Source organism: Hydrogenophaga sp. RAC07, from assembly GCF_001713375.1.
Lineage (GTDB): Bacteria > Pseudomonadota > Gammaproteobacteria > Burkholderiales > Burkholderiaceae_C > Hydrogenophaga.
Map to the genome: position 1 here is coordinate 2,373,665 of NZ_CP016449.1, position 22,404 is coordinate 2,396,068.

Here is a 22,404-nt window from a genome sequence, read left to right on the forward strand (position 1 = left end):
AAGGGCCGCTCACGGCGGCCCTTTTCACGCTGGGGGGTCACCCCATCACTTGCTGTGTTTGGCAATCAGGGCACGGGCTTCGGCCACCAGCTTCGCACCGTCGATCTTCTTGCCCTTCATCTCGTTGACCCAGTCGGCCTCCACCGCCGTCGCAGCGGTCTGCCAGCGCTTCGTTTCGGCAGCGTCCAGCGTCACGATGTTGTTGCCCGCCTTTTGCGCCACCTCCAGACCCACCTTGTCGCCCTCGTCCATCGCACGGCCGAAGAAGGCCGCGGTTTCCACGCCCGAGTTGTTGTCGATCACCTTCTTCAGATCGGCGGGCAGTTTGTCGTAGCTGGCGCGGTTCATCGACAGCGCAAAGGTTTGTGAAAACAGGCCTTGCGGACCGGCGAAGGTGGTGTGGTTCTTCACCAGGTCGGCGATCTTGAGCGACGGGGTGACTTCCCACGGGATCGTGGTGCCGTCGATCACGCTCTTGGACAAGGCCTCGGTCACCGCCGGCACCGGCATGCCCACGGGTGTGGCGCCGAGCTTGGTCAACATGTTGTTGATCACGCGCGAACCGCCGCGGATCTTCATGCCGCGCAGGCTCTCCAGGCCCGTGATCGGCGACTTGGTGTGGAACAGGCCCGGGCCGTGCGTGTGCGCGGCCAGCAGCTTGACCGAGCGGAACTCGTCGGCGGCGAACTTCTCCACGTACTCGTGAAAGGCGCGCGAAGCCGGCTCGGCCTTGCCGCTCATGAACGGCAGTTCAAACACCTCGGCCTTGTTGAAGCGCCCGGGCGTGTAGCCCAGCACCGTCCAGGTGATGTCGGCCACCCCATCGCGGGCCTGGTCGAACAGCTGCGGTGGCGTGCCGCCCATGGACATGGTGTGGAACATCTGCACCTTGATGCGGCCACCCGATTCGGCCTCGATCTTCCTGGCCCAAGGGGCGATGGCGCGCGCGGGAATGGTCGCCGTGGACGGCAGGAACTGGTGCAGGCGCAGCGTGATGGTCTGCTGGGCCAGGGCGCTGCCCGCCAGGGTGGTTGCGGCCAAAGCAGCCAGGGCCACGACGGCGTTGCGGCGTTTGAGAAAAGTCATCTGGGAATTCCTGTTGTCAGAAAAGAGTGGCATTCGGCGGCCCCGCGAGAGAGGCGCCCGGACATGTGTCGCGTCAGACACAAGGCCTTTAATGTGCCGCCAAGGCTTTACATACACCAGCCCATTTCACGACTTGCAGCTATACCGCGCCGGCATGAAACACAGGCGGCGTGGGTACCATGCACGCATGACCCCAGCACTCAAATTCCACTTCGACTTCATCTCGCCCTTCGGCTACTTCGGCTCGCTTCGCATCGAAGAGCTCGCCGCGCGGCACGGGCGCACGGTGGAATGGCACCCCATGTTGCTGGGCATTTCGGTGATGAAGGTCATGGGCCTGAAGCCCCTGCTCGACACACCGCTCAAGGGCCCGTACACCGAGCGTGATGTGCTGCGCTACGCGCGGGAGCACGGCGTGCCGATGCAGCGCCAACCCCGCGACCCGGTGATGAACCCGCTGGCGTGCGGGCGCGCGATGGCCTGGGTGAACCGCCACCAGCCGCAGCGCGCGGCCGAGGTGGCGCACGCCATCTACGGCGCCTACTGGGGCGAAGGGCTGGACCTCTCCACCCCCGAGTCGCTGACACCTGTGGTGGGTGACGAGGTGGCACACGCCGCCGCCAGCGAGGAAGCCGTGGCCCTGCTGCGCGCCGAGGTCGACGCCTCGCTGCAGGCCGGCGTGTTCGGCTCACCCACCGTGGTGGTGGATGGTGAGCCGTTCTGGGGCATCGACAAGTTCGAACAGATCGACCGCTGGCTCACCCGGGGCGGTTGGTAGGTCGCAGCCGAGCTTCAGCCGAAGCGGATATCGACCGTCAAGGCAATCGCGGCCAGCGCGGCGCGCAGGCGCTGCGACAGGTCTTCATCGGCCGCGCCAGCGAGTGTGATCAACGCGCGCTGACGGCCACCCTCGTCGCTCGCGTCCACCCGCACCGCGCGATCCGGCGCCAAGCCCTGCGCGATCTCGGTCAGGCGGATCTCGATGGCGCGCAGGCGCAGCGTGGGCTTGAACACCTTGCCGATGGCCGTGAGCGGCAGTGCGTCCACCAGCACCACGCGCTTCGGGCAGGCCGGCCGTTCGTACACCTGCGGCGCCACCTCACGCAGCAGACCATCGGCGTCCACACCGACTCCGGCGCGCAGCACCACAAAGGCCACCGGCACCTCACCTGCGTAGGCATCGGGCTCGGCCACCACGGCGCACTGCAACACGGCGGGGTGGGCCATGAAGGCGTCTTCCACCAGACCGGGGTCGATGTTGTGCGAGCCGCGGATGATCACGTCCTTCGCGCGCCCGGTGATGTGGATGCGACCCGCGTCGTCGATGTGCCCGAGGTCACCCGTGACGATCCAGCCGTGCTCGAACAGACCCGCGTTGCGCTTCGCATCAAGGTAACCCGGGCTCATGTGTGGACCCCGCAGCACCAGCACGCCGGTCTCACCCGCCGCGCATCGCTCGCCGAGCTTCGCTTCGCCATCGCGCCAGGGCACAGCGTGCACCTCGGTGTAGGGCAGGCGCAGGCCCGCCGAGCCGGGGGTGCGCGGTCCGAGCAGCGGCTCGATGCTCACCAGTCCGGCGCATTCGGTCATGCCCAGGATGTTGCGCACGGGAATGCCGGTGGCTGTCTCAAAGCGCTGCGCCAGCTCGGCCGGCAGCGGGGAGCCGCCGGTGAAGGCCGCGCGCACTCCCTCGATCTTCGCGTTCACCGGCACGCCCAGCAGGCTCGCCAGCACCGTGGGCACGCAGGCCAGGTGCGTCACGCGCTCGCGTTCGCAAAACTGCCAGTAGGCCTTCACGAAGCCGGTGTTGCGCATGCCGCTGAGCGTGGGCAAGACCTGGCGTGCGCCGATGGCCAGCAGTGCCAGCCCGTACACGAACGCACCCGCCACGTGGAACAGCGGAAAGCCGTTGACCTCCACCGCGGTGTCGTCCATGTCGTAGTAGGCGTGCGCGAACCACGCCGTGTGGGCCTCGTTGCCGGCGGTGTGCTGCGCGAGCTTGGGCGCGCCGGTGGTGCCGCCGGTGTGGAACAGCGCCACCACCCGGTCGGGGTTCAGGTCGGGCTCGAACGTGAGGGTGTCGGGCTGCGCGGCCATGAGGTCCTGCAGCGACGGCGTGCCGGGCACGGGCTCATCCACGGAGATCGGCACCAGGGTGGTGGCGTGCAGCGCCTGCACGGCCAGCGCCGTGGGCCACACCGCCAGTTCCGCGTTGGGCCCCAAAGCCACCAGCACCTTCGCGCCCGAGGCTTTCAGCAGGGCTGCGATGTGGTCGGGCTGCAGCAAAAAGTTGATCGGGCACACACGGCCCGCGAGCTGCGCGCCCCACAGCACGGCGTGGGCTTCGGGCGTGTTGGGCGCGAGCATGCCCACGGTGTCGCTCTCGTGCACACCGAGCGCGCGGAACGCGTTGGCGGCGCGGTGAATGTGGGCCAGCAACTCCCGGTAGGTCACACGCTGCGGCGGCGTGTCCAGTGACGCGTCGGGCAGGAAGGTGAAGGCCTCGCGGTCGGGGAAACGTTCGGCAATGGCCCGGATCAGTTGATAAGGCGTGCGGTTTGGCGCCAACGTTGCCAGCGGCGCACGCTCCAGCGCTTCAATGTCGGCGAGCGTGGCGAACGCCTTCATGCCAGACCGAGCAAACGCACCGCGTTGCCTTTCAGGATGCCGGGCATCACCTCGGGCTTGAAGCCGGCCACTTCAAAGTCCTTCATCCAGCGTTCCGGCGTGATCAGCGGGTAGTCGCTGCCGAACAGGATGCGGTCTTTCAAGAGCGTGTTTGCGTACTGCACCAGCTGTTTGGGAAAGTACTTCGGGCTCCAGCCGGAAAGATCAATCCACACATTGGGCTTGTGCGTGGCCACGGAGAGCGCCTCGTCCTGCCACGGAAAACTCGGGTGCGCCATGACGATCTGCATGTCGGGGAAGTCGATCGCCACGTCGTCCAGGTGCATGGGGTTGCTGTACTCCAGCCGCAGGCCGCCACCGCAACGCATGCCGCTGCCGATGCCGCTGTGCCCGGTGTGGAAGATCGCGGGCAGTTTGTGCGCGTTGATCACCTCGTAGATCGGCCAGGCCATCTTGTCGTAGGGGTGGTATCCCTGCACCGTGGGGTGGAACTTGAAGCCCTTGATGCCCTCCTCCTGGATGAGGCGTTCGGCCTCGCGCGCACCCATCTTGCCCTTGTGTGGGTCGATGCTGGCGAAGGCAATCATCATGTCGCTGTTCTCGCGCGCGGCCTGCGCGATCTCCTCGTTCGGAATGCGCCGGCGGCCGAGTTGCGACTCGCTGTCCACGGTGAACATCACCAGCCCGAGCTTGCGTTCGCGGTAGTAGGCCACCGTCTCGGCAATGGTGGGCCGGCGGTCGCTGCCGAAGAACTTGTCGGCCGCGCGGTCGTACTCCTCGCCATAGTTGTCGAAGGGGTTGCGGCAGCTGACTTCGGCGTGCGTGTGGATGTCGATCGCGATGAGGTTCTTGTGGTCCATGGATGTCTCTCGGTGGTGGGTCTGACCTAGGGAAAACACGGGGGTCGGTCGGACGGGTTTGGCTTGTTTTGGTTATTGTTTATAACCATAATCAGCCCTCGTTTCAAGCGCAAAAACCCCGAACAGGCGGCCGACGCCCACACCCCGACATGCCCATCCATTCCACCGACATCAGCCTGAGCCTGCAAGGCGCTTCTTCTGAAATCGCCGTCATCACGCTCAACCGCCCGGCCAAGCGCAATGCGCTCAACGACGGCCTGATCCTCGCCATCCGCGACATGTTCCAGGCCATGCCGCACGGCGTGCGAGCCGCCGTCATCCACGGCAGCGGCGACCACTTCTGCGCCGGACTCGATCTGTCCGAACTCAGCGAACGCGACGCCGGCCAGGGTCTGCACCATTCGCGCATGTGGCACAGCGCGCTGGAGTGTGTGCAATACGGCCCGGTGCCGGTGGTGGCCGCACTGCACGGCGCGGTGGTGGGTGGCGGCCTGGAGCTGGCCAGCACCTGCCACATCCGGGTGGCCGACGAATCCGCCTTTTTCGCGCTGCCCGAAGGCTCGCGCGGCATCTTCGTGGGCGGTGGCGGCTCGGTGCGCATCCCGCGCCTGATCGGCGCCGCGCGCATGGCCGACATGATGTTCACCGGCCGCGTCTACAAGGCGCCCGAGGCCGAACGCATCGGCCTCACGCAGTACCTGGTGCCGCAGGGCACGGCGCTGGAGAAGGCCATGGAATTGGCCGCACGCATTGCACAGAACGCACCGCTGACCAACTACGCGCTGATGCACGCGCTGCCGCGCATCGCCGAACAGCCGGCCGACCAGGGCTACCTGACCGAGGCCATGATGGCCGCGATCGCACAGAGCGATCCCGAAGCGAAAACGCGTGTGCGCGCTTTCCTCGAAGGCCGCGCCAACAAGGTCAGCAAGGACTGAACGCCATGAGCCACAACCCGACCATGGCGAAATACCGCCCGCTCACCTTCGGCGTCACCCGCGCCACGCTGCGCGACGGCGCTCCAGGCACGCACTACCTCAGCGCCGACCAGGACCTGCCGCCCTTTCCCGAGCGCATCACCGACCGGCTGGTGCACTGGGCGAACACGCGCCCCGACCAGACCCTGTTTGCGCGCCGGACGAAGAACGCCGACGGCAGCACCGGCGACTGGCGCCACATCACGTTCGCGCAAGCGCTCGACGCGGCGCGCCGCATCGGCCAGGGCCTGCTCAACCGCGGCCTCTCGACCCAGTGCCCGGTGCTGATCCTGAGCGAGAACGACCTCGAACACGCGCTGCTGTCACTCGGTTGCATCTACGCCGGCATCGCGTATTGCCCGACCTCGCCCGCCTACTCGCTGGTGAGCCAGGATTTCGACAAGCTGCACCATGTGGTGAAGACGCTCACGCCCGGCCTGGTGTTCGCCAGCGATGCGAGCCGCTACAGCCGCGCGATGCTGGCCACGCTGGGCGATGGCGTGGAGCTGGTCACCACCGAGGGCTCGGTGCCGGGACGCACCACCACACCGTTCGCCGACCTGCTGGCCACCGAGCCCACGCCGGCGGTGGACGCCGCCATGGCCGCCACCGGGCCGGACACCATCGTCAAGTTCCTCTTCACCTCGGGCTCGACCAAGATGCCCAAGGCCGTGATCAACACGCAGCGCATGTGGTGCGCCAACCAGCAGCAGATGATGGAATCGATGCCGGTGCTGGCCGAGAGCCCGCTGGTGCTGGTGGACTGGCTGCCGTGGAACCACACCTTCGGCGGCAACCACAACGTGGGCATGGTGCTGTTCCACGGCGGCACGCTGTTCATCGACGACGGCAAGCCCACGCCCGCACTCATGGGCGAGACGCTGCGCAACCTGCGCGAGATCGCGCCCACGGTGTATTTCAACGTGCCCACCGGTTTCGAGGCCATCGCCAACGCCATGAAGACCGACGAGGCCCTGCGCAAGACCCTGCTCTCGCGCGTGCGCATGTTTTTCTACGCCGGTGCCGCGCTGGCACAGCCGGTGTGGGACGCCCTGCACGCGGCGCAGGAAAGCGAGATCGGCGAGCGCATCGTCATGGGCACGGGCCTGGGCATGACCGAGTCCGGTCCTTTCGGCATCTTCGTGACCAGCCCCAACGTGAAGGCCGGCGACCTCGGCCTGCCCGCGCCAGGGCTGGAGCTCAAACTGGTGGACACCGAAGGCAAGACCGAGGTGCGCTACAAGGGCCCCAACATCACACCGGGCTACTGGCGCATGCCGGCCGAGACAGCCGAGGCCTTCGACGAAGAAGGTTTCTTCAAGACCGGCGACGCGGTGAAGTGGATCGACGAGACCGACATCCACCTCGGTCTCAAGTTCGACGGCCGCATCGCCGAAGACTTCAAGCTCGCCACGGGCACCTTCGTGAGCGTGGGCCCGCTGCGCGCGAAGATCATCGCGGCCGGTGCGCCCTACATCCAGGATGTGGTGCTCACCGGGCTGAACATGAAAGAAGTCGGCGCCATGGTGTTCCCCACACCGCTGGTGCGCTCTCTCAGTGGTTTGCCCGCCGACGCCTCCATGCACGACGTGCTCAACAGCGCACCGGTGCTGGCGCACTTCCAGCGCGTGGTGACCGAACTCGCCAAGACCGCCACCGGCAGCGCCAGCCGCATCGCGCGCCTGTGCCTGCTGGCCGACCCGCCCACCATCGACCGCGGCGAGGTGACCGACAAGGGCTCCATCAACCAGCGCGCCGTGCTGGCCCACCGCGCCGAAACCGTGGACCTGCTGCACAGCGATGGCCTGCACGCCATCCTGAAACCCGAGTAAACACACCATGGCCACCCGCGGATTCTTCAACGCCTTCGACGACGTCTGGCTGCTGGCCGGCGTGCGCACGCCCATGGTCGACTACTGTGGTGCGCTGGGCCACATCTCGCCCACCGACCTCGGCATCAAGGCCGCGCGCGAAGCGCTGGTCCGCGCTGGTGTGCCGGGCGACCACATCGGTTCGGTGATCGCCGGGAACATGGCGCCCGGCGACTTCGACCAGTTCTTCCTGCCGCGCCACATCGGCCTGTACGCCGGTGTGCCGGTGGAGGTGCCGGCCATCATGGCGCAGCGCATCTGCGGCACCGGCTTCGAGCTGTTCCGCCAGGCCGGTGAACACATCCAGGGCGGCGCCTGCGACGCCGCGCTGGTGGTGGGCACCGAGAACATGACACGCAACCCGATTGCCGCCTTCGACCACCGCACCGGCTTCAAACTCGGCGCGCCCGTGGGTTTCAAGGACTACATGTGGGAAGCGCTGAAGGACCCGGCGGCGGGCATCAACATGATCCAGACCGCCGAGAACCTGGCGAAGCAATACGGCATCACGCGCGAGGAGGTGGACGCGTTCGCCTCGGCGTCGTTCGCCAAGGCGGTGGCCGCGCAGGAGAGTGGTTTTCTCGCTGGGGAAATCGTCCCGGTGATCAGCGAAAAGTTCGAGCTCGCCGGCTACAAACCACGCGGCATCAAGCTGCAGGGCAAGCTCACGGAAGTGGCCACCGACACCCACCCCCGCGTCTCGCCGGTGGAGGTGCTGGCCAAACTGCGCGCGGTGTTTGAAGGCGGCGTGCAGACCGGTGGCAACAGCTCGGCGCTGGTGGACGCGGCGGCGGCCTGCGTGGTGGCTTCCGGCACCTACGCGAAAGCCAACGGCAAACAAGCACTGGCGCGCGTGGTCGCGGCATCGGCTGTGGGCGTGCCGCCCGAGATCATGGGCATCGGCCCGGCGCCGGCCATCCGCCTGCTGCTGGAGCGCACGGGTTTGAAGCTCGGCGACATCGCCCGCTTCGAAGTGAACGAAGCCCAGGGCGCGCAAACGCTGGCCGTGGCGCGCGAACTGGGCATGGACCTGGACCGCCTCAACGTCAACGGCGGCGCCATCGCGCTGGGCCACCCGCTCGCAGCCACCGGCGTGCGTCTCACGCTCACGCTGGCGCGCGAACTGCAGCGCAGCGGCCAACGCTACGGGATTGCCAGCGCCTGCGTGGGCGGCGGCCAGGGCATGGCGCTGTTGATCGAAAACAAAGAAGCATGAACACAAGGACAACACCATGAACATTCAAGGACACGCCGCCCTCGTCACCGGCGGTGGCTCGGGCCTCGGTGAAGCCACCGCGCGCGAACTCGCGCGCCTGGGCGCCAAGGTCGCCGTGCTCGACGTGAACCTGGACAACGCCAAACGCGTGGCCAGCGAAATCAACGGCATTGCATGCCACTGCGACATCACCAACACCGAGAGCCTGCAGACCGCCATGGACGCTGCGGCGGCTGCGCATGGTCCGGCCCGCATCCTGATGAACATCGCCGGCATCGGCAGCGCCAGGCGCGTCGTCGGCAAGGACGGCTCGGCCGCGCCACTCGAAGACTTCGCCAAGGTGATCAACGTCAACCTGATCGGCACCTACAACGCCAGCCGCCTGTTCGCCGCCGCTTGCGCGAAGCTGGACCCGCTGGAAGACGGCGAACGCGGCGTGATGATGTTCACCGCCAGCGTGGCCGCGTTCGACGGCCAGGTGGGCCAGCAGGCCTACAGCGCGTCCAAGGGTGGCCTGGTGGGCATGACGCTGCCGATGGCTCGCGATCTGGCGCAACACGGCATCCGCGTCTGCACCATCGCACCCGGCCTGTTCAGCACACCGCTCATGCGCACCCTGCCCGAGCCGGTGCAGGCCTCGCTGGCGGCGAGCATCCCGTTCCCGCCGCGCCTGGGCAAGCCCGAGGAGTTCGCGGCACTGGCCGCGCACATCGTCACCAACACGCACCTGAACGGCGAAGTGATCCGCCTCGACGGTGCTTTGAGAATGGCCCCCCGATGAGCAAAGTGGTTGTGTACGAAGTGGAAGTGATGTTCGGCGACTGCGACCCGGCCGGCATCGTGTTCTTCCCCAACTTCTCCAAGTGGATGGACGCGTCCTCGCTGAATTTCTTCGTCAAGTGCGGCGTGCCACCCTGGCGCGAACTGGTGAAGACGCGCGGCATCGTGGGTACGCCGCTGCTGGAGATTCACACCAAGTTCATGCGCCCCGCCACCTACGGCGAGCGCCTGCAGATCCACACCAGCGTGACCGAATGGCGCGAGAAGGTGTTCATGCACAAGCACGTGGTCAAACGCGGCGAGGACCTGCTGTGCGAAGGCACCGAGACGCGCGCCTTCGTGATCCACCCGCCCGAGGCGCCCGACCGCATCAAGGCCATTCCCGTGCCCGAAGACATCAAGGCCCTTTGCAGCTAGCCCCGCTTTCCCCGCCCTTTCCCAAACCACCCAGAAGGAGACATTCCATGAAAGCCGTCAAAACCCTCGTTGCCCTGGCCATCACGGCCCTGAGCAGCTCCGCCGCCCTGGCCGACATCAACATCGGCGTGAGCCTCTCGCTGACCGGCCCCGGCTCCGGCCTGGGCATTCCGATGCAGAACCAGCTCAAGCTGTTCCCGCCCACCATCGCCGGCGAGAAGGTCAACCTGATCATCCTGGACGACGCGACCGATCCGGGCAAGGGTGCTGCCAACGCCCGCCGTTTCGTGACCGAAGACAAGGTCGACATGATCATCGGATCGAGCATCACCGCCGTGGCAGCCGCCATGAGCGACATCGCCAGCGAAGCCGGCACGGTGCAGCTCACCGGCTCGCCCGTGGGCCTGCCGCCCGGCAAGGACAAGTGGGTGTTCCGCCTGCCGCAATCCAACACCGTGATGGGCCACGCCGTGGTCGAACACATGAAGAAGCAGGGCATCAAGACCATCGGCTTCCTGGGCTACACCGACGCTTACGGCGAGCAGTGGCTGAAGGAAAGCGCTCCGTTGCTGGAGAAAGCCGGCATCAAGGTCGTGGCCACCGAACGCTTCGCGCGCACCGACACCGGCGTGACCCCGCAGGCGCTCAAGATCACCTCCGCGAATCCCGATGCGGTGCTGATCGTGGCCTCGGGCAGCGGTGCCGCCATGCCGCACATGGCCATGATCGAGCGCGGCTACAAGGGCAAGATCTACCAGACGCACGCCGCAGCCACGCAAGACCTGATGCGCGTGGGCGGCAAGGCGGTGGAAGGTGCCTACGTGGTGTCCGGCCCGGCCGTGATCGCAGAGCAGTTGCCCGACAGCCACCCGTCCAAAGCCGTGGCCATCGACTTCGTGCAGAAGTACGAAAAAGCGGTGGGCGTCGGCCTGCGCAACCAGTTTGCCGGTCACTCGTACGACGCACAGATCGTGCTTGAGAAGGTGATTCCCATGGCCCTGAAAAAAGCCAAGCCCGGCACGCCCGAGTTCCGGTCCGCGCTGCGCGACAGCATGGAAACCATGGGCCGCACCATCTTCTCGCACGGCGTGATGAACTGGACGCCCACCGACCACTGGGGCTACACCAACGAAACCGGCGTGATGCTCAAGGTCGTGGACGGCAAGTTCAAGGTGGAGTGATTCGGAGCACCCCCCTGCGCCGCTGACGCGGCTTCCCCCCTCTCTGGCGCGCCTTCGGCGCTGGGAGGAGGGACGACACCTGGGGCCGGCGGAGCCGGACCCTCGGTGTCCCTGGTTGATGGCACTTCGCGCGCGGTGGGGTCTTCTTGCGCCCTCGCCCCTCTGGGGAGAGGGCTGGGGTGAGGGGCACGCGCGAAGGGGTCTTTCTTCGTGAGGTCCCGCATGTCCCGTTTGAGTGTGTTCCGCCTTTTCTTTACTCGTTAGGCTCTTATGGACTTTTCCATTGCCAGCATTCTCTTGCTGGACGGTTTGACCAACGGCGCGGTGTACGCGCTGCTGGGCCTGGCCACCGTGCTGGTGTTCACCGTCACGCGGGTCATTTTCATTCCCCAGGGTGAATTCGTCGCATACGGCGCGCTCACCCTGGCCATCTTTCAAACCGGCAAGGTGCCCGGCACCGTGTGGTTGCTGCTGATCCTCGCCAGTGTGGCCGCGCTCATGGAGCTCTCGGGTCGCTGGCAGCACCAGCGCAACGTGCTGGTGGCTGCCAAGGCCGCGGGCCGCCTGCTGATCGCACCGGTCGTGGTCTCGGCCGTGGCCATCTGGGCCGCGCCGCAGCAGTTTCCGCTGGCCGTGCAGGCCGCGCTCAGTGTGGCCATCGTGACCGTGTACGGCCCGCTGGTGTACCGCGTGGCCTACCAGTCGCTGGAGAGCGCCACGCCGCTGGTGTTGTTGATCGTCTCGGTCGGCGTGCACTTCGCCATGACGGGTCTGGGCCTGCTGTTCTTCGGCGCCGAGGGTTTCCGCAACCCGGCGTTCTGGGACGTGCGCTACACCATCGGCCCGGTCATGCTGTCGGGCCAGGCCATCATCACGGCGCTGGCCACCGTCGCGCTGATCGTGCTGTTGTGGCTGTACTTCGAGCGCTCGCTGCGCGGCAAGGCGCTGCGCGCCACCGCCGTCAACCGCACCGGCGCGCGCCTCATGGGCATCTCGTCGCAGGCCTCGGGCCAGCTCACCTTCACCATGGCGGCCTTCATCGGCGCGCTCTCGGGCCTGCTGATCGGCCCGACCACCACGGTGTTCTACGACTCGGGTTTCCTGATCGGCCTCAAGGGCTTCGTGGCAGCGGTCGCCGCCGGTCTCGCCAGCTACCCAGGTGCGCTCATCGCCGCGCTGTTCGTCGGCGTGATCGAAGCCTTCGGCTCGTTCTGGGCCAGCGCTTTCAAGGAAGTGATCGTGTTCACGCTGATCCTCCCCGTGCTGCTCTTCCGCTCGCTGCGCAGCAAACATTCCGACGAGGACCATTGAGATGCCGAAGCTGCAAAACCTCGGCCTGCTGATCCTGGCCCTGGCGATTCCCCTCATCGTCGTGTTGCCCCTGCCCGACTTCTGGATCGCCCAGCTCAACTACATCGGCATGTACAGCATGACGGTGCTCGGCCTGATCCTGCTCACCGGCGTGGGCGGCCTCACCTCGTTCGGCCAGGCAGCGTTTGTCGGCATCGGTGCCTACACCACCGCCTGGCTCACGCTCAACACCGGCCTCTCTCCCTGGCTCACGCTGTTCGTGGGCATGGGTCTCACGGCCGGCAGCGCGCTGCTGGTGGGTCTGATCACGCTGCGCATGTCGGGCCACTATCTGCCGCTGGCAACAATAGCCTGGGGCCTGTCGCTCTACTACCTCATGGGCAACCTCGACGCCCTGGGCAAATACGACGGCCTGCTGGGCATCCAGAGCCTGAGCATTGGCGGTTACGACATCGGCCAGGGCCGCGCCTTCTTCGTGCTGACCTGGGTGATCCTGCTGGCCTTTGCCGCCGCGCTGCTGCACCTGCTGGACTCGCGCGCGGGCCGCGCCATCCGCTCGCTCAAGGGCGGCTCACAAATGGCCGAGGCCATGGGCATCAGCACCTTCCGCTACAAGGTCACCATCTTTGTGCTGGCCGCCCTCTTCGCATCGGTGGCCGGCTGGCTGCTCGCGCACTTCCAGCGCACGGTCAACCCGTCTGCCTTCGGCTTGAAGATGGGCATCGAGTACCTGTTCATGGCGGTGATCGGCGGTGTCGGGCACGTCTGGGGCGCCATCGTCGGCGCCGGCCTGATCCGCGTGCTCGAAGACCAGTTGCAGGTGCTTCTGCCCAAGCTCATCGGCACCAGCGGCAGCTACGAGGTGATCGTGTTCGGCATTGCGCTGGTGGTGGTGCTCAAGTACCTGCCCGACGGTCTGTGGTCGCTGGTGGGTCGGCACCTGCCCAAGCCGCCGCGCACGGTGGACTGGGCCGACGCAGCGCCCCTGCCCGAGCGCCCCAAGCCTGCCACCGGCGCGCTGGTGCTCGACGTGCAGAAGGCGCGAATGCAGTTCGGTGGTCTGGTCGCGGTGAACGACATCAGCTTCCAGATCCACGCCGGACAGATCGTGGGCCTGATCGGCCCCAACGGCGCAGGCAAGTCGACCACGTTCAACCTCATCACCGGCGTGCTGCCGGCCACCAGCGGTGCGGTGCAGTTCCAGGGCGGCAACATCGTCGGCCAACCCTCGCGCGCCATCGCGCAGCTGGGCATGGCGCGCACCTTCCAGCACGTGAAGATGATCCCGGACATGACGGTGCTGGAGAACGTGGCGCTGGGTGCGCACACGCGCGGCCGCAAGGGCGTGCTGCCCGCCATGCTGCGCGCCAACCGCGCGGAAGAAAAGCAGCTCTTTCGCGAAGCGCAGCGACAGCTGGAACGGATCGGCATGGGCGCCTACCTGCACGAGCAGGCGGGCAACCTGGCCATGGGTCCGCAGCGGCTGATGGAAATTGCACGCGCGCTGTGCGCCGACCCCACCCTGCTGCTGCTCGACGAGCCCGCCGCCGGCCTGCGCCACCAGGAGAAGCAGGCCCTGGGCGGCGTGTTGCGCCAGCTCAAGGGAGAAGGCATGAGCATCCTGCTGGTCGAGCACGACATGGACCTGGTGATGCAGATCTGCGACCACCTGGTGGTGATGGAGTTCGGCACCCTGCTCACGCAGGGGCCTCCCGAGCAGATTCAGAACGACCCGAAGGTGCGCGCTGCCTACCTGGGAACGGAGCACTAAATGACCCAACCCATTCTTCAAGTCAAGGGCCTGCGCGCCGGCTACGGCCGCGCCGAGGTGCTGCACGGCATCGACATCGAAGCCCAGCCCGGTGGTGTGATCACGGTGATCGGCCCCAACGGGGCGGGCAAGTCCACCTTGCTCAACACGCTCATGGGCATCCTGCCCGGCCAGGGCACGATCCTGTTTCGGGGCCAGGACATCACCACGCTCACGCTCGAGGAACGCGTGATGAACGGCATGGCGCTGGTGCCCGAAAAGCGCGAACTCTTCGGAACCATGCCGGTGGAAGACAACCTGCTGCTGGGCGGTTTTCGCCAGATGCGCCTGGGCAACCCGAAATGGCGCAGCAAGCTCGACGATGTGTACAGCATCTTCCCGCGCCTGCAGGAGCGCCGCACACAACTGGCCGGCACGCTCTCGGGCGGTGAACGCCAGATGCTGGCCGTGGGCCGCGCGCTCATGTCCAGCCCCGACCTGCTCATGCTCGACGAGCCCAGCCTGGGTCTGGCACCGCTGATCGTGCGCGAGATTTTCTCCATCATCGAACGCCTGCGCCAGACCGGCGTGACCATCGTGCTGGTGGAGCAGAACGCACGCGCCGCGCTGCAGGTGGCCGACCACGGCTATGTGCTGGAAATGGGTGAACTCAGCGCACACGGCCCGGCCAGCGAACTGGCCAGCGACCCGCGCGTGATCGAGACCTACCTGGGCAGCGCGCGCAAGGCAGCCACGGCATGAACGTTTACCAGCCCCGCACATCCGAGCACGCGTTCGTTCTGTTCGACGTGCTGCGCGCACACGAGCGCCTGGCCGAGCTCCCGGCCATGTCCGAGCACGCCGACACCGCGCTGCTCTTGCAGGTGATCGACGAGGCCGGCAGGTTCGTGGGCGAGGTGGTGGCTCCGCTCAACCGCAGCGGCGACGAGATCGGCGCGCAGTGGAAGGCCGGCGCGGTCACCATGCCACCGGGGTTTCGCGAGTCGTACCAGGCCTTCTGGCAGGCCGGCTGGCCGTCGCTGGCCTGCGCGGTGGAAGACGGCGGCCAGGGATTGCCGACCGTGGTGGAAGCGGTGCTGCACGAGCAACTGAACGCGGCCAACCACGGCTGGACCATGGCGCCCGGCCTGCTGCACGGCGCCTACGAATGCATCCGCCACCACGGCAGCGACGCGCTGAAAGCACGCTACCTGAACAAGCTGGCCAGCGGCGAATGGCTGGCCACCATGTGCCTGACGGAACCGCACGCCGGCAGCGACCTGGGTCTGGTGCAGACCAAGGCCGTGCCGCTGGCCAACGGGCGTTTTGCACTGTCGGGCACCAAGATTTTCATCTCCGGCGGTGAACACGACCTCAGCGACAACATCGTGCACCTGGTGCTCGCGCGCCTGCCCGATGCGCCGCCCGGTCCCAAAGGTCTGTCGCTGTTCCTCGTGCCCAAGTTCGAAGCGGATGGTCAGCGCAGCGCGGTGCATTGCGAGCGCATCGAAGAGAAGATGGGCATCCACGCCAGCCCCACCTGTGTGATGCGTTTCGACGAAGCGGCGGCCTCCATCGTCGGCGAACCCGGCAAGGGCCTGAACGCGATGTTCGTGATGATGAACGCCGCGCGCCTGCTGGTGGGCCTGCAGGGCATCGGCCTGCTCGACGCGGCCTGGCAGAAGGCCAACGCCTATGCGCAGGAGCGCCGCCAGATGCGCGCGCCCGGCAGCAGCAAGGCCGGTCGAGCCGATGTCATTGCCCTGCACCCAGCCATCCAGCGCATTCTGCAAACCCAGCGCGCCTGGATCGCCGCCGGCCGCGTGATCGCCTACCGCACCGCGCTCGAACTCGACACGCAAAAACACCACCCCGATGCCGCGAAGCGTGAAGCCGCAGCGCGCTGGTGCAGCCTGGTCACGCCGGTGCTCAAGTCCGCTTGGACCGAGCAGGCCTTCTGCGGCGCCAGCGCCTGCCTGCAGGTGTTCGGTGGTCACGGTTATGTGCGCGAATGGGGCATCGAGCAGCATGTGCGCGACGCGCGCGTGGCGATGATTTACGAAGGCACGAACGAGATCCAGGCGATCGACCTGCTGGTGCGCAAGACCCTGCCCGACGGTGCCGCGGCGCTGCAAACCCTGCTCGCCGAGCTGGCCGCAGAACCCGGGCAAAGCCAGCGCACACGGCAAGCCCTGCAGGCCTTCAGTGCATTCGTGCAGGAACAGGTCGTGCCGCACGCCGATGCGGGCCCCGATCAACCCTTCTGGCTGGCCGACGACTTCCTGCGTTCCCTGGCGCTGCTGCTCATGGCCTGGGCCTGGGACCGCCTGGCCACCGCACCCGACGTTGAGGCCACCGCACACGCCGCCTTCTGGCGCTGGGTGTGGCCCGAATTCGACATGCGCATGGGCATGATGAACACCACTTTGAAGACCGGGCAGCCTGCCCCGGCTATGCTCTGACGCCATGCCCGAGACCTCCACCGCCAACGCCATGCGCCGCCCCCGCGGACCGCGCAAGAAGGACGCCACCGACGGCCTTCTGGGCGAAGCCACAACCGCCAACGGGCCAGGCGAGGCACCCGAGATCGACACCTCGTACCTGGAGACCCTGCTCGGCTACAACGCCCGGCGCGCAGCGCTCACCATCATTGCGCTGTTCCTGCGCCGCATGGCGCCGTACGACCTGCGCCCGGTGGATTTCTCGGTGCTCACCGTGGTGGCACACAACCCCGGCGTGACCTCGCGCCAGATCTGTGCGGCGCTGGACATCCTGCCGCCCAACCTGGTGGGCATGGTCAAGGCGCTGCACAAGCGCGGCCTCATCGAGCGCCAGCCCCACCCCACCGACCGCCGCGCCCAGGGCCTGCACCTGACCCTGGCCGGCCAGCGCCTGCACATCCAGGCCCAGAAGACCGCCACCGACCTGGAGCAGGAAGCCACGCATTCGCTCACACCGGCCGAGCTGCAGACGCTCAGCAGCTTGCTGCGCAAGGTCTACCGCCGCCCCGGCGCCTGACAATCCGGGTAAATCCGTAGCGTCGTTCTTTGCGCCACATTGCTGCAGCGCACGCAGCTAGCAAACTGGTAGCACCGCGCCTTCGACCCTATAGTTCTCCTTCGGGCTTTCGCCAGGCCCCCAGGAGAATCCGCATGAGTGCCAAGGACAACGCTGCCGTGATCCAGCTCTTCGACCTGCTCGAATCACGTTACGCCATGCGGGTGATCTGGGCGCTCTCCGATGGTCACCCGCAGACCTTTCGCCTGCTGCAGGACAGCGTGGGTGGCGTGACACCCAACACCTTGAACACCCGCATCAAGGAACTGCGCGCGGCGCGGCTGGTGGACCACAGCGGCCATGGCTACCGCCTCACACCCCAGGGTGCCGAACTGGCGCGCCGCCTGAGCGATGTGCAGCAGTTCGCCACCAAGTGGTCGCACCAGCAGGCGCGCGCCTCGGCCAGCGCCACGCAGCACCAGGCCGGCGCCTGATCAGCCGGCGGGGCTCGCCACCACCACCTGGCGCTGTTCCCCGAGGCCACGCGCACCCAGCGTCACCACGTCACCCGCCTTCAGGTACACCGGCGGCTTGTGCCCCATGCCCACGCCGGGAGGTGTGCCGGTGGGAATCACGTCGCCGGGTTGCAGCGCCATGAAACGGCTGAGGTAGCTCACGATGCTCTTCACGCCAAAGATCATGGTGCGGGTGTTGCCGGTCTGGCGGCGCTCGCCGTTCACGTCCAGCCACAGGTCCACGTCCTGCGGATCGCCCAGTTCGTCGGGCGTCACCAGCCAGGGGCCGACGGGACAGTGCGTGGGGTAGCTCTTGCCCTTGGCCCACTGGCCCTCAAGTTCCATCTGGTAGGCGCGCTCGGACACGTCGTTGACCAGGCAGAAGCCGGCCACGAAGTCCAGCGCATCGTCTTCGCTCACGTGGAAGGCGCGGCGGCCGATCACGATGCCCAGTTCCACCTCCCAGTCGAGCTTCTGCGCGCCCGGTGGCAGCCACACATCGTCGTTGGGACCGCAGATGGCACCGCTGTGTTTGTTGAACACGATGGGCTGGCCAGGCGGCTTCAGCCCGGCCTCGGCCGCGTGGTCGGCGTAGTTCAGACCGATGCCGATGACGTTGCCCACGCCGCCCACGCAGGCGCCGAAACGGGTGCCGGGTGGCACCGCGGGCAGGCCGGTCGGATCGAGCGCGGCCAGCCGGGCCATAGAATCACGCCCCAGGGTGGCCGGGTGGATGTCGGCCACCACCCCCGAGAGATCGCGCAGCGTGCCGCTGGCGTCGATCAGACCGGGTTTCTCGGCACCCGCGGGTCCATGGCGAAAGAGTTTCATGGGTTCAGCCTGTTGAGTCGTCTGTAGGAAAGGGGCCGATTGTGGGGCCCTGCCCTGCCAAACGCCTGTCGCCTCCTTGAAACCCCGCTCACCGCCCCCATGTGCCCGGTTGCGGCCGTCATTGCCCACCTTTTTCAAGAACTTTTCCATTCACTTCCATGAGCCAAGACAACCAGCCCGATGACAAGGCCTCCCCGGACACCGGTGCACCCATGAGCCCCGAAGAGGCGATGGCGGCTGCCGCGGTGGCCGAGGCCGAAGCCATGAACGCCCTGAGCCACGAGGTCGCGACCCTCAAGGCGCAGAACGCCGATCTGGCCGAGCAGTTTTTGCGCGCCAAGGCCGAGGCCGAGAACACCCGCCGCCGCGCCGAGGAAGAAATCAGCAAGTCGCGCAAGTTCGCGGTGGAAAGCTTTGCCGAGAGCCTGCTGGCCGTGGCCGACAGCCTCGAAGCCGGTCTGGCCATCACCGAGGCCACGCGCGAACAGTTGCGCGAAGGGTCTGAAGCGACGCTCAAGCAGCTCAAGAGCGCACTGGAGCGCCACCGCGTGCTGGAAATCAACCCGGCGAGCTCCACCAAGTTCGACCCGCACCAGCACCAGGCCATCAGCATGGTGCCGGCGGAGCAGGAAGCCAACACCGTGGTGAGCGTCCTCCAGAAGGGCTATTCCATTGCCGATCGCGTGTTGCGCCCGGCCCTGGTCACGGTCACCGCACCCAAATAGGTTGTCGAAGCGGTCACGCTCTTGAAAAGAGCCCGACTTATCCACACCTCATCCACATCGTTTTCAACAATCTTTTTCTACACGGAGTCACAACATGGGACGAATCATCGGCATTGACCTGGGCACCACCAACTCGTGCGTGTCCATCATGGAAGGCAACACCACCAAGGTGATCGAGAACTCGGAAGGTGCACGCACCACGCCGTCGATCGTGGCTTACCAGGAAGACGGCGAAGTGCTGGTAGGCGCCTCGGCCAAGCGCCAGGCCGTGACCAACCCGCGCAACACGCTGTACGCGATCAAGCGCCTGATCGGCCGCAAGTTCACCGAGAAGGAAGTGCAGAAGGACATCAACCTGATGCCCTACTCCATCGTGGCGGCCGACAACGGCGACGCCTGGGTGGAAGTGCGCGGCAAGCAGATCTCGGCCCAGCAGGTGTCTGCCGACATCCTGCGCAAGATGAAGAAGACCGCCGAGGACTACCTGGGCGAGCCGGTGACCGAAGCCGTGATCACGGTGCCGGCCTACTTCAACGACGCCCAGCGCCAGGCCACCAAGGACGCCGGCCGCATTGCCGGTCTGGACGTGAAGCGCATCATCAACGAGCCCACCGCTGCGGCCCTGGCCTTCGGCCTGGACAAGCAGGAAAAGGGCGACCGCAAGATCGCTGTGTACGACCTGGGTGGCGGCACCTTCGACGTGTCCATCATCGAGATCGCCGACGTCGATGGCGAGAAGCAGTTTGAAGTGCTCTCCACCAACGGCGACACCTTCCTGGGCGGCGAAGACTTCGACCAGCGCATCATCGACTACATCATTGCGGAGTTCAAAAAGGACCAGGGCGTTGACCTGTCGAAAGACGTGCTCGCACTGCAGCGCCTGAAAGAAGCCGCCGAGAAGGCCAAGATCGAGCTCTCCAGCTCGGCCGCGACCGACCTGAACCTGCCCTACATCACCGCCGATGCGTCGGGCCCCAAGCACCTGAACATCAAGCTCACGCGCGCCAAGCTCGAAGCCCTGGTGGAAGAGCTGATCGAGCGCACGATCGCGCCCTGCCGCATGGCCATCAAGGACGCGGGCATCAGCGTCTCCGACATCCACGACGTGATCCTGGTCGGCGGCATGACCCGCATGCCCAAGGTGCAGGAAAAGGTGAAGGAATTCTTCGGCCAGGAACCGCGCAAGGACGTGAACCCCGACGAAGCCGTGGCCGTGGGCGCCGCCATCCAGGGCCAGGTGCTCTCGGGTGACCGCAAGGACGTGCTGCTGCTCGACGTGACCCCGTTGTCTCTTGGTATCGAGACCATGGGCGGCGTCATGACCAAGATGATCCAGAAGAACACCACGATCCCGACCAAGTTCGCGCAGACCTTCTCGACCGCCGAAGACAACCAGCCGGCCGTGACCATCAAGGTCTTCCAGGGCGAGCGTGAGATTGCCTCGGGCAACAAGCTGCTGGGCGAGTTCAACCTGGAAGGCATTCCCGCTTCACCGCGCGGCATGCCGCAGATCGAAGTGTCGTTCGACATCGACGCCAACGGCATCCTGCACGTGGGCGCCAAGGACAAGGGCACCGGCAAGGAGAACAAGATCACCATCAAGGCGAACTCGGGCCTCTCTGAAGCCGAGATCCAGCAGATGGTCAAAGACGCCGAACTGAACGCCGCCGACGACAAGAAGAAGGTCGAACTCGTGCAGGCGCGCAACCAGGCCGAAGCCATGGTCCACAGCGTGAAGAAGAGCCTGGGCGAACACGGCGACAAGCTCGAAGCCGCCGAGAAGGAAGCCATCGAGTCGGCCCTGAAGGACGCGGAAGAAGCGGCCAAGGGCGAGGACAAGGAAGCCATCGAAGCCAAGACCGAAGCGCTGATGACCGCGAGCCAGAAGCTGGGCGAAAAGGTGTACGCCGCTTCGCAGGCCGAACAGGCAGCAGCGGCCGGCGGCGCCGAGAGTGCGCAGCAAGGCGGCAGCAAGGCGAACGACGACGATGTGGTCGACGCCGAAGTCAAGGAAGTGAAGAAGTCCTGATCGGCTGAACCCTTTCGATCATCCGCCGCGTCAGGGCAACCTGCCGCGGCGTTTGTGTTCCAACCGAACTGCAACACACCATGGCCAAACGCGATTTTTACGAAGTGCTCGGCGTCCCCAAGAACGCCGCAGACGAAGAGATCAAGAAGGCGTATCGCAAACTTGCGATGAAGCACCACCCCGACCGCAACCAGGGCGATGCGGCCAAAGCGGCGGAAGAGCGATTCAAGGAGGCCAAAGAGGCCTACGAGATGCTGTCCGACCCGCAGAAGAAGGCGGCCTACGACCAGTACGGCCACGCCGGCGTGGACCCGAACCTGCGCGGTGGCGCAGCCGGCGCTGAAGGCTTCGGCGGTTTCTCGGAATCCTTTGGCGACATCTTTGGCGACATCTTCGGTGGCGCGCGCGGCCAACGCAGCGGCCGCCAGGTCTACCGTGGCGCCGACCTGTCGTACGCCATGGAAATCTCGCTCGAAGAAGCGGCCGGCGGCAAGGACACGCAGATCCGCATTCCCAGCTGGGACGACTGCGAAACCTGCAGCGGCACCGGCGCCAAGCCCGGCACCAGCGTGAAGACCTGCAGCACCTGCCACGGCCAGGGTTCGGTGCAGATGCGCCAGGGTTTCTTCAGCGTGCAGCAGACCTGTCCGCAGTGCAGCGGTACCGGCAAGATCATTCCCGAGCCCTGCACCACCTGCCACGGCCAGGGCAAGATCAAGAAGCAGAAAACACTGGAGATCAAGATCCCCGCCGGCATCGACGACGGCCAGCGCATCCGCAGCACCGGCAACGGCGAACCCGGCCAGAACGGCGGGCCCTCGGGCGACCTCTACATCGAAGTGCGCCTGCGCAAGCACGACATCTTCGAGCGCGACGGCGACGACCTGCATTGCACCGTGCCCGTGCCCATGACCACCGCCGCCCTGGGCGGCGAGATCGACGTGCCCACGCTGCAAGGCAAGGCCACCATCGACCTGCCCGAAGGCACGCAGAGCGGCAAGACCTTCCGCCTGCGCGGCAAGGGCGTCAAAGGGGTGCGCAGCAGCTACCCCGGCGACCTGTACTGCCACGTGGCGGTGGAGACGCCGATCAAGCTCACCGAGCACCAGCGCAAGCTGCTCAAGGAGCTGGACGAGTCGTTCAAGAAGGGCGGCCACAAGCACAGCCCGAACGACAAGGGCTGGTTCGAGAAAGCGAAGTCGTTCTTCAGCTGAACCAGCTGACTCAACC

Annotated in this window: 19 protein-coding genes and 1 pseudogene; 16 read left to right on the forward strand and 4 right to left on the reverse strand. The window is 66.4% G+C overall.

What is annotated here, in order from left to right:
- Positions 1-45 precede the first annotated feature (45 nt).
- The gene (locus BSY239_RS11055; RefSeq protein ID WP_069046895.1) at positions 46-1,086 is read right to left on the reverse strand and encodes a TRAP transporter substrate-binding protein; all 1,041 of its coding nucleotides are present in this window, start codon (positions 1,084-1,086) and stop codon (positions 46-48) included.
- A gap of 187 nt (positions 1,087-1,273) precedes the next feature.
- Here BSY239_RS11055 and BSY239_RS11060 point away from each other — a divergent pair, with 187 nt between their 5' ends.
- Entirely contained in the window at positions 1,274-1,864 is a 591-nt protein-coding gene (locus BSY239_RS11060) for a 2-hydroxychromene-2-carboxylate isomerase (RefSeq protein ID WP_069046896.1), read from the forward strand.
- A 14-nt stretch (positions 1,865-1,878) separates the two neighbouring features.
- On the opposite strand, the gene BSY239_RS11065 is transcribed toward BSY239_RS11060, so the two are convergent.
- Positions 1,879-3,714 carry an AMP-binding protein gene (locus BSY239_RS11065; protein WP_069046897.1) on the reverse strand — a complete coding sequence of 612 codons (1,836 nt, stop codon included), beginning with the start codon at positions 3,712-3,714 and terminating at the stop codon, positions 1,879-1,881.
- The gene (locus tag BSY239_RS11070) at positions 3,711-4,574 is read right to left on the reverse strand and encodes an amidohydrolase family protein (protein WP_069046898.1); all 864 of its coding nucleotides are present in this window, start codon (positions 4,572-4,574) and stop codon (positions 3,711-3,713) included. Before BSY239_RS11070 ends, BSY239_RS11065 begins: the two co-directional genes overlap by 4 nt.
- 149 nt (positions 4,575-4,723) lie before the next feature.
- On the opposite strand from BSY239_RS11070, the gene BSY239_RS11075 reads away from it, so the two are divergent.
- The 12 genes from BSY239_RS11075 to BSY239_RS11130 all read left to right on the forward strand — a co-directional run bounded on the left by BSY239_RS11075 (position 4,724) and on the right by BSY239_RS11130 (position 17,568).
- Positions 4,724-5,512 (forward strand): crotonase/enoyl-CoA hydratase family protein, encoded by a 789-nt coding sequence (locus tag BSY239_RS11075; protein WP_069046899.1) that lies wholly within the window; start codon positions 4,724-4,726, stop codon positions 5,510-5,512.
- 5 nt (positions 5,513-5,517) lie between these two features.
- Entirely contained in the window at positions 5,518-7,383 is a 1,866-nt protein-coding gene (locus BSY239_RS11080; protein WP_236944052.1) for a feruloyl-CoA synthase, read from the forward strand.
- Positions 7,384-7,390: 7 nt separating this feature from the next.
- Positions 7,391-8,638 carry a thiolase family protein gene (locus BSY239_RS11085; protein WP_069046900.1) on the forward strand — a complete coding sequence of 416 codons (1,248 nt, stop codon included), beginning with the start codon at positions 7,391-7,393 and terminating at the stop codon, positions 8,636-8,638.
- A gap of 16 nt (positions 8,639-8,654) precedes the next feature.
- Positions 8,655-9,419 (forward strand): SDR family NAD(P)-dependent oxidoreductase, encoded by a 765-nt coding sequence (locus tag BSY239_RS11090; protein WP_069046901.1) that lies wholly within the window; start codon positions 8,655-8,657, stop codon positions 9,417-9,419.
- Positions 9,416-9,835, forward strand: a complete 420-nt coding sequence (locus tag BSY239_RS11095; protein WP_069046902.1) for an acyl-CoA thioesterase — start codon at positions 9,416-9,418, stop codon at positions 9,833-9,835. The genes BSY239_RS11090 and BSY239_RS11095 overlap by 4 nt, the downstream gene beginning before the upstream one ends.
- 47 nt (positions 9,836-9,882) lie before the next feature.
- Positions 9,883-11,016 carry an ABC transporter substrate-binding protein gene (locus tag BSY239_RS11100; RefSeq protein ID WP_069046903.1) on the forward strand — a complete coding sequence of 378 codons (1,134 nt, stop codon included), beginning with the start codon at positions 9,883-9,885 and terminating at the stop codon, positions 11,014-11,016.
- 270 nt (positions 11,017-11,286) lie between these two features.
- Entirely contained in the window at positions 11,287-12,327 is a 1,041-nt protein-coding gene (locus BSY239_RS11105; RefSeq protein WP_069046904.1) for a branched-chain amino acid ABC transporter permease, read from the forward strand.
- 1 nt (position 12,328) lies between these two features.
- Entirely contained in the window at positions 12,329-14,098 is a 1,770-nt protein-coding gene (locus BSY239_RS11110) for a branched-chain amino acid ABC transporter ATP-binding protein/permease (protein WP_069046905.1), read from the forward strand.
- Positions 14,099-14,839, forward strand: coding sequence for an ABC transporter ATP-binding protein (locus BSY239_RS11115; RefSeq protein WP_069046906.1), 741 nt, complete (start codon positions 14,099-14,101; stop codon positions 14,837-14,839).
- On the forward strand, positions 14,836-16,539 hold the full coding sequence (locus BSY239_RS11120) for an acyl-CoA dehydrogenase family protein (protein ID WP_069046907.1): 1,704 nt from the start codon (positions 14,836-14,838) through the stop codon (positions 16,537-16,539). Before BSY239_RS11115 ends, BSY239_RS11120 begins: the two co-directional genes overlap by 4 nt.
- A 4-nt stretch (positions 16,540-16,543) precedes the next feature.
- Positions 16,544-17,095, forward strand: coding sequence for a MarR family winged helix-turn-helix transcriptional regulator (locus BSY239_RS11125; protein ID WP_083239928.1), 552 nt, complete (start codon positions 16,544-16,546; stop codon positions 17,093-17,095).
- 134 nt (positions 17,096-17,229) lie between these two features.
- Positions 17,230-17,568, forward strand: a complete 339-nt coding sequence (locus BSY239_RS11130) for a winged helix-turn-helix transcriptional regulator (RefSeq protein WP_069046908.1) — start codon at positions 17,230-17,232, stop codon at positions 17,566-17,568.
- Here the strand turns inward: BSY239_RS11130 and BSY239_RS11135 are convergent, their stop codons facing one another.
- Positions 17,569-18,420: a fumarylacetoacetate hydrolase family protein gene (locus BSY239_RS11135; protein ID WP_069046909.1), complete on the reverse strand. Its 852-nt coding sequence runs from the start codon at positions 18,418-18,420 to the stop codon at positions 17,569-17,571. It lies immediately after the preceding gene.
- A 158-nt stretch (positions 18,421-18,578) separates the two neighbouring features.
- On the opposite strand from BSY239_RS11135, the gene grpE reads away from it, so the two are divergent.
- The 3 genes and pseudogenes from grpE (at position 18,579) to dnaJ (ending at position 22,388) form a co-directional block, all read left to right on the forward strand.
- On the forward strand, positions 18,579-19,145 hold the full coding sequence (gene grpE, locus BSY239_RS11140) for a nucleotide exchange factor GrpE (protein ID WP_069046910.1): 567 nt from the start codon (positions 18,579-18,581) through the stop codon (positions 19,143-19,145).
- 88 nt (positions 19,146-19,233) lie between these two features.
- Positions 19,234-21,174, forward strand: a pseudogene (gene dnaK, locus BSY239_RS11145) (molecular chaperone DnaK); the annotation flags it as partial.
- 80 nt (positions 21,175-21,254) lie between these two features.
- The gene (gene dnaJ, locus BSY239_RS11150) at positions 21,255-22,388 is read left to right on the forward strand and encodes a molecular chaperone DnaJ (protein WP_069046912.1); all 1,134 of its coding nucleotides are present in this window, start codon (positions 21,255-21,257) and stop codon (positions 22,386-22,388) included.
- Positions 22,389-22,404: the final 16 nt, after the last annotated feature.

Excerpts from the sequence above, each read along its gene's own strand:
- BSY239_RS11055 (WP_069046895.1), bottom strand. The coding sequence starts at position 1,086 with ATGACTTTTCTCAAACGCCGCAACGCCGTCGTGGCCCTGGCTGCTTTG.
- BSY239_RS11060 (WP_069046896.1), top strand. The coding sequence starts at position 1,274 with ATGACCCCAGCACTCAAATTCCACTTCGACTTCATCTCGCCCTTCGGC.
- BSY239_RS11065 (WP_069046897.1), bottom strand. The coding sequence starts at position 3,714 with ATGAAGGCGTTCGCCACGCTCGCCGACATTGAAGCGCTGGAGCGTGCG.
- BSY239_RS11070 (WP_069046898.1), bottom strand. The coding sequence starts at position 4,574 with ATGGACCACAAGAACCTCATCGCGATCGACATCCACACGCACGCCGAA.
- BSY239_RS11075 (WP_069046899.1), top strand. The coding sequence starts at position 4,724 with ATGCCCATCCATTCCACCGACATCAGCCTGAGCCTGCAAGGCGCTTCT.
- BSY239_RS11080 (WP_236944052.1), top strand. The coding sequence starts at position 5,518 with ATGAGCCACAACCCGACCATGGCGAAATACCGCCCGCTCACCTTCGGC.
- BSY239_RS11085 (WP_069046900.1), top strand. The coding sequence starts at position 7,391 with ATGGCCACCCGCGGATTCTTCAACGCCTTCGACGACGTCTGGCTGCTG.
- BSY239_RS11090 (WP_069046901.1), top strand. The coding sequence starts at position 8,655 with ATGAACATTCAAGGACACGCCGCCCTCGTCACCGGCGGTGGCTCGGGC.
- BSY239_RS11095 (WP_069046902.1), top strand. The coding sequence starts at position 9,416 with ATGAGCAAAGTGGTTGTGTACGAAGTGGAAGTGATGTTCGGCGACTGC.
- BSY239_RS11100 (WP_069046903.1), top strand. The coding sequence starts at position 9,883 with ATGAAAGCCGTCAAAACCCTCGTTGCCCTGGCCATCACGGCCCTGAGC.
- BSY239_RS11105 (WP_069046904.1), top strand. The coding sequence starts at position 11,287 with ATGGACTTTTCCATTGCCAGCATTCTCTTGCTGGACGGTTTGACCAAC.
- BSY239_RS11110 (WP_069046905.1), top strand. The coding sequence starts at position 12,329 with ATGCCGAAGCTGCAAAACCTCGGCCTGCTGATCCTGGCCCTGGCGATT.
- BSY239_RS11115 (WP_069046906.1), top strand. The coding sequence starts at position 14,099 with ATGACCCAACCCATTCTTCAAGTCAAGGGCCTGCGCGCCGGCTACGGC.
- BSY239_RS11120 (WP_069046907.1), top strand. The coding sequence starts at position 14,836 with ATGAACGTTTACCAGCCCCGCACATCCGAGCACGCGTTCGTTCTGTTC.
- BSY239_RS11125 (WP_083239928.1), top strand. The coding sequence starts at position 16,544 with ATGCCCGAGACCTCCACCGCCAACGCCATGCGCCGCCCCCGCGGACCG.
- BSY239_RS11130 (WP_069046908.1), top strand. The coding sequence starts at position 17,230 with ATGAGTGCCAAGGACAACGCTGCCGTGATCCAGCTCTTCGACCTGCTC.
- BSY239_RS11135 (WP_069046909.1), bottom strand. The coding sequence starts at position 18,420 with ATGAAACTCTTTCGCCATGGACCCGCGGGTGCCGAGAAACCCGGTCTG.
- grpE (WP_069046910.1), top strand. The coding sequence starts at position 18,579 with ATGAGCCAAGACAACCAGCCCGATGACAAGGCCTCCCCGGACACCGGT.
- dnaJ (WP_069046912.1), top strand. The coding sequence starts at position 21,255 with ATGGCCAAACGCGATTTTTACGAAGTGCTCGGCGTCCCCAAGAACGCC.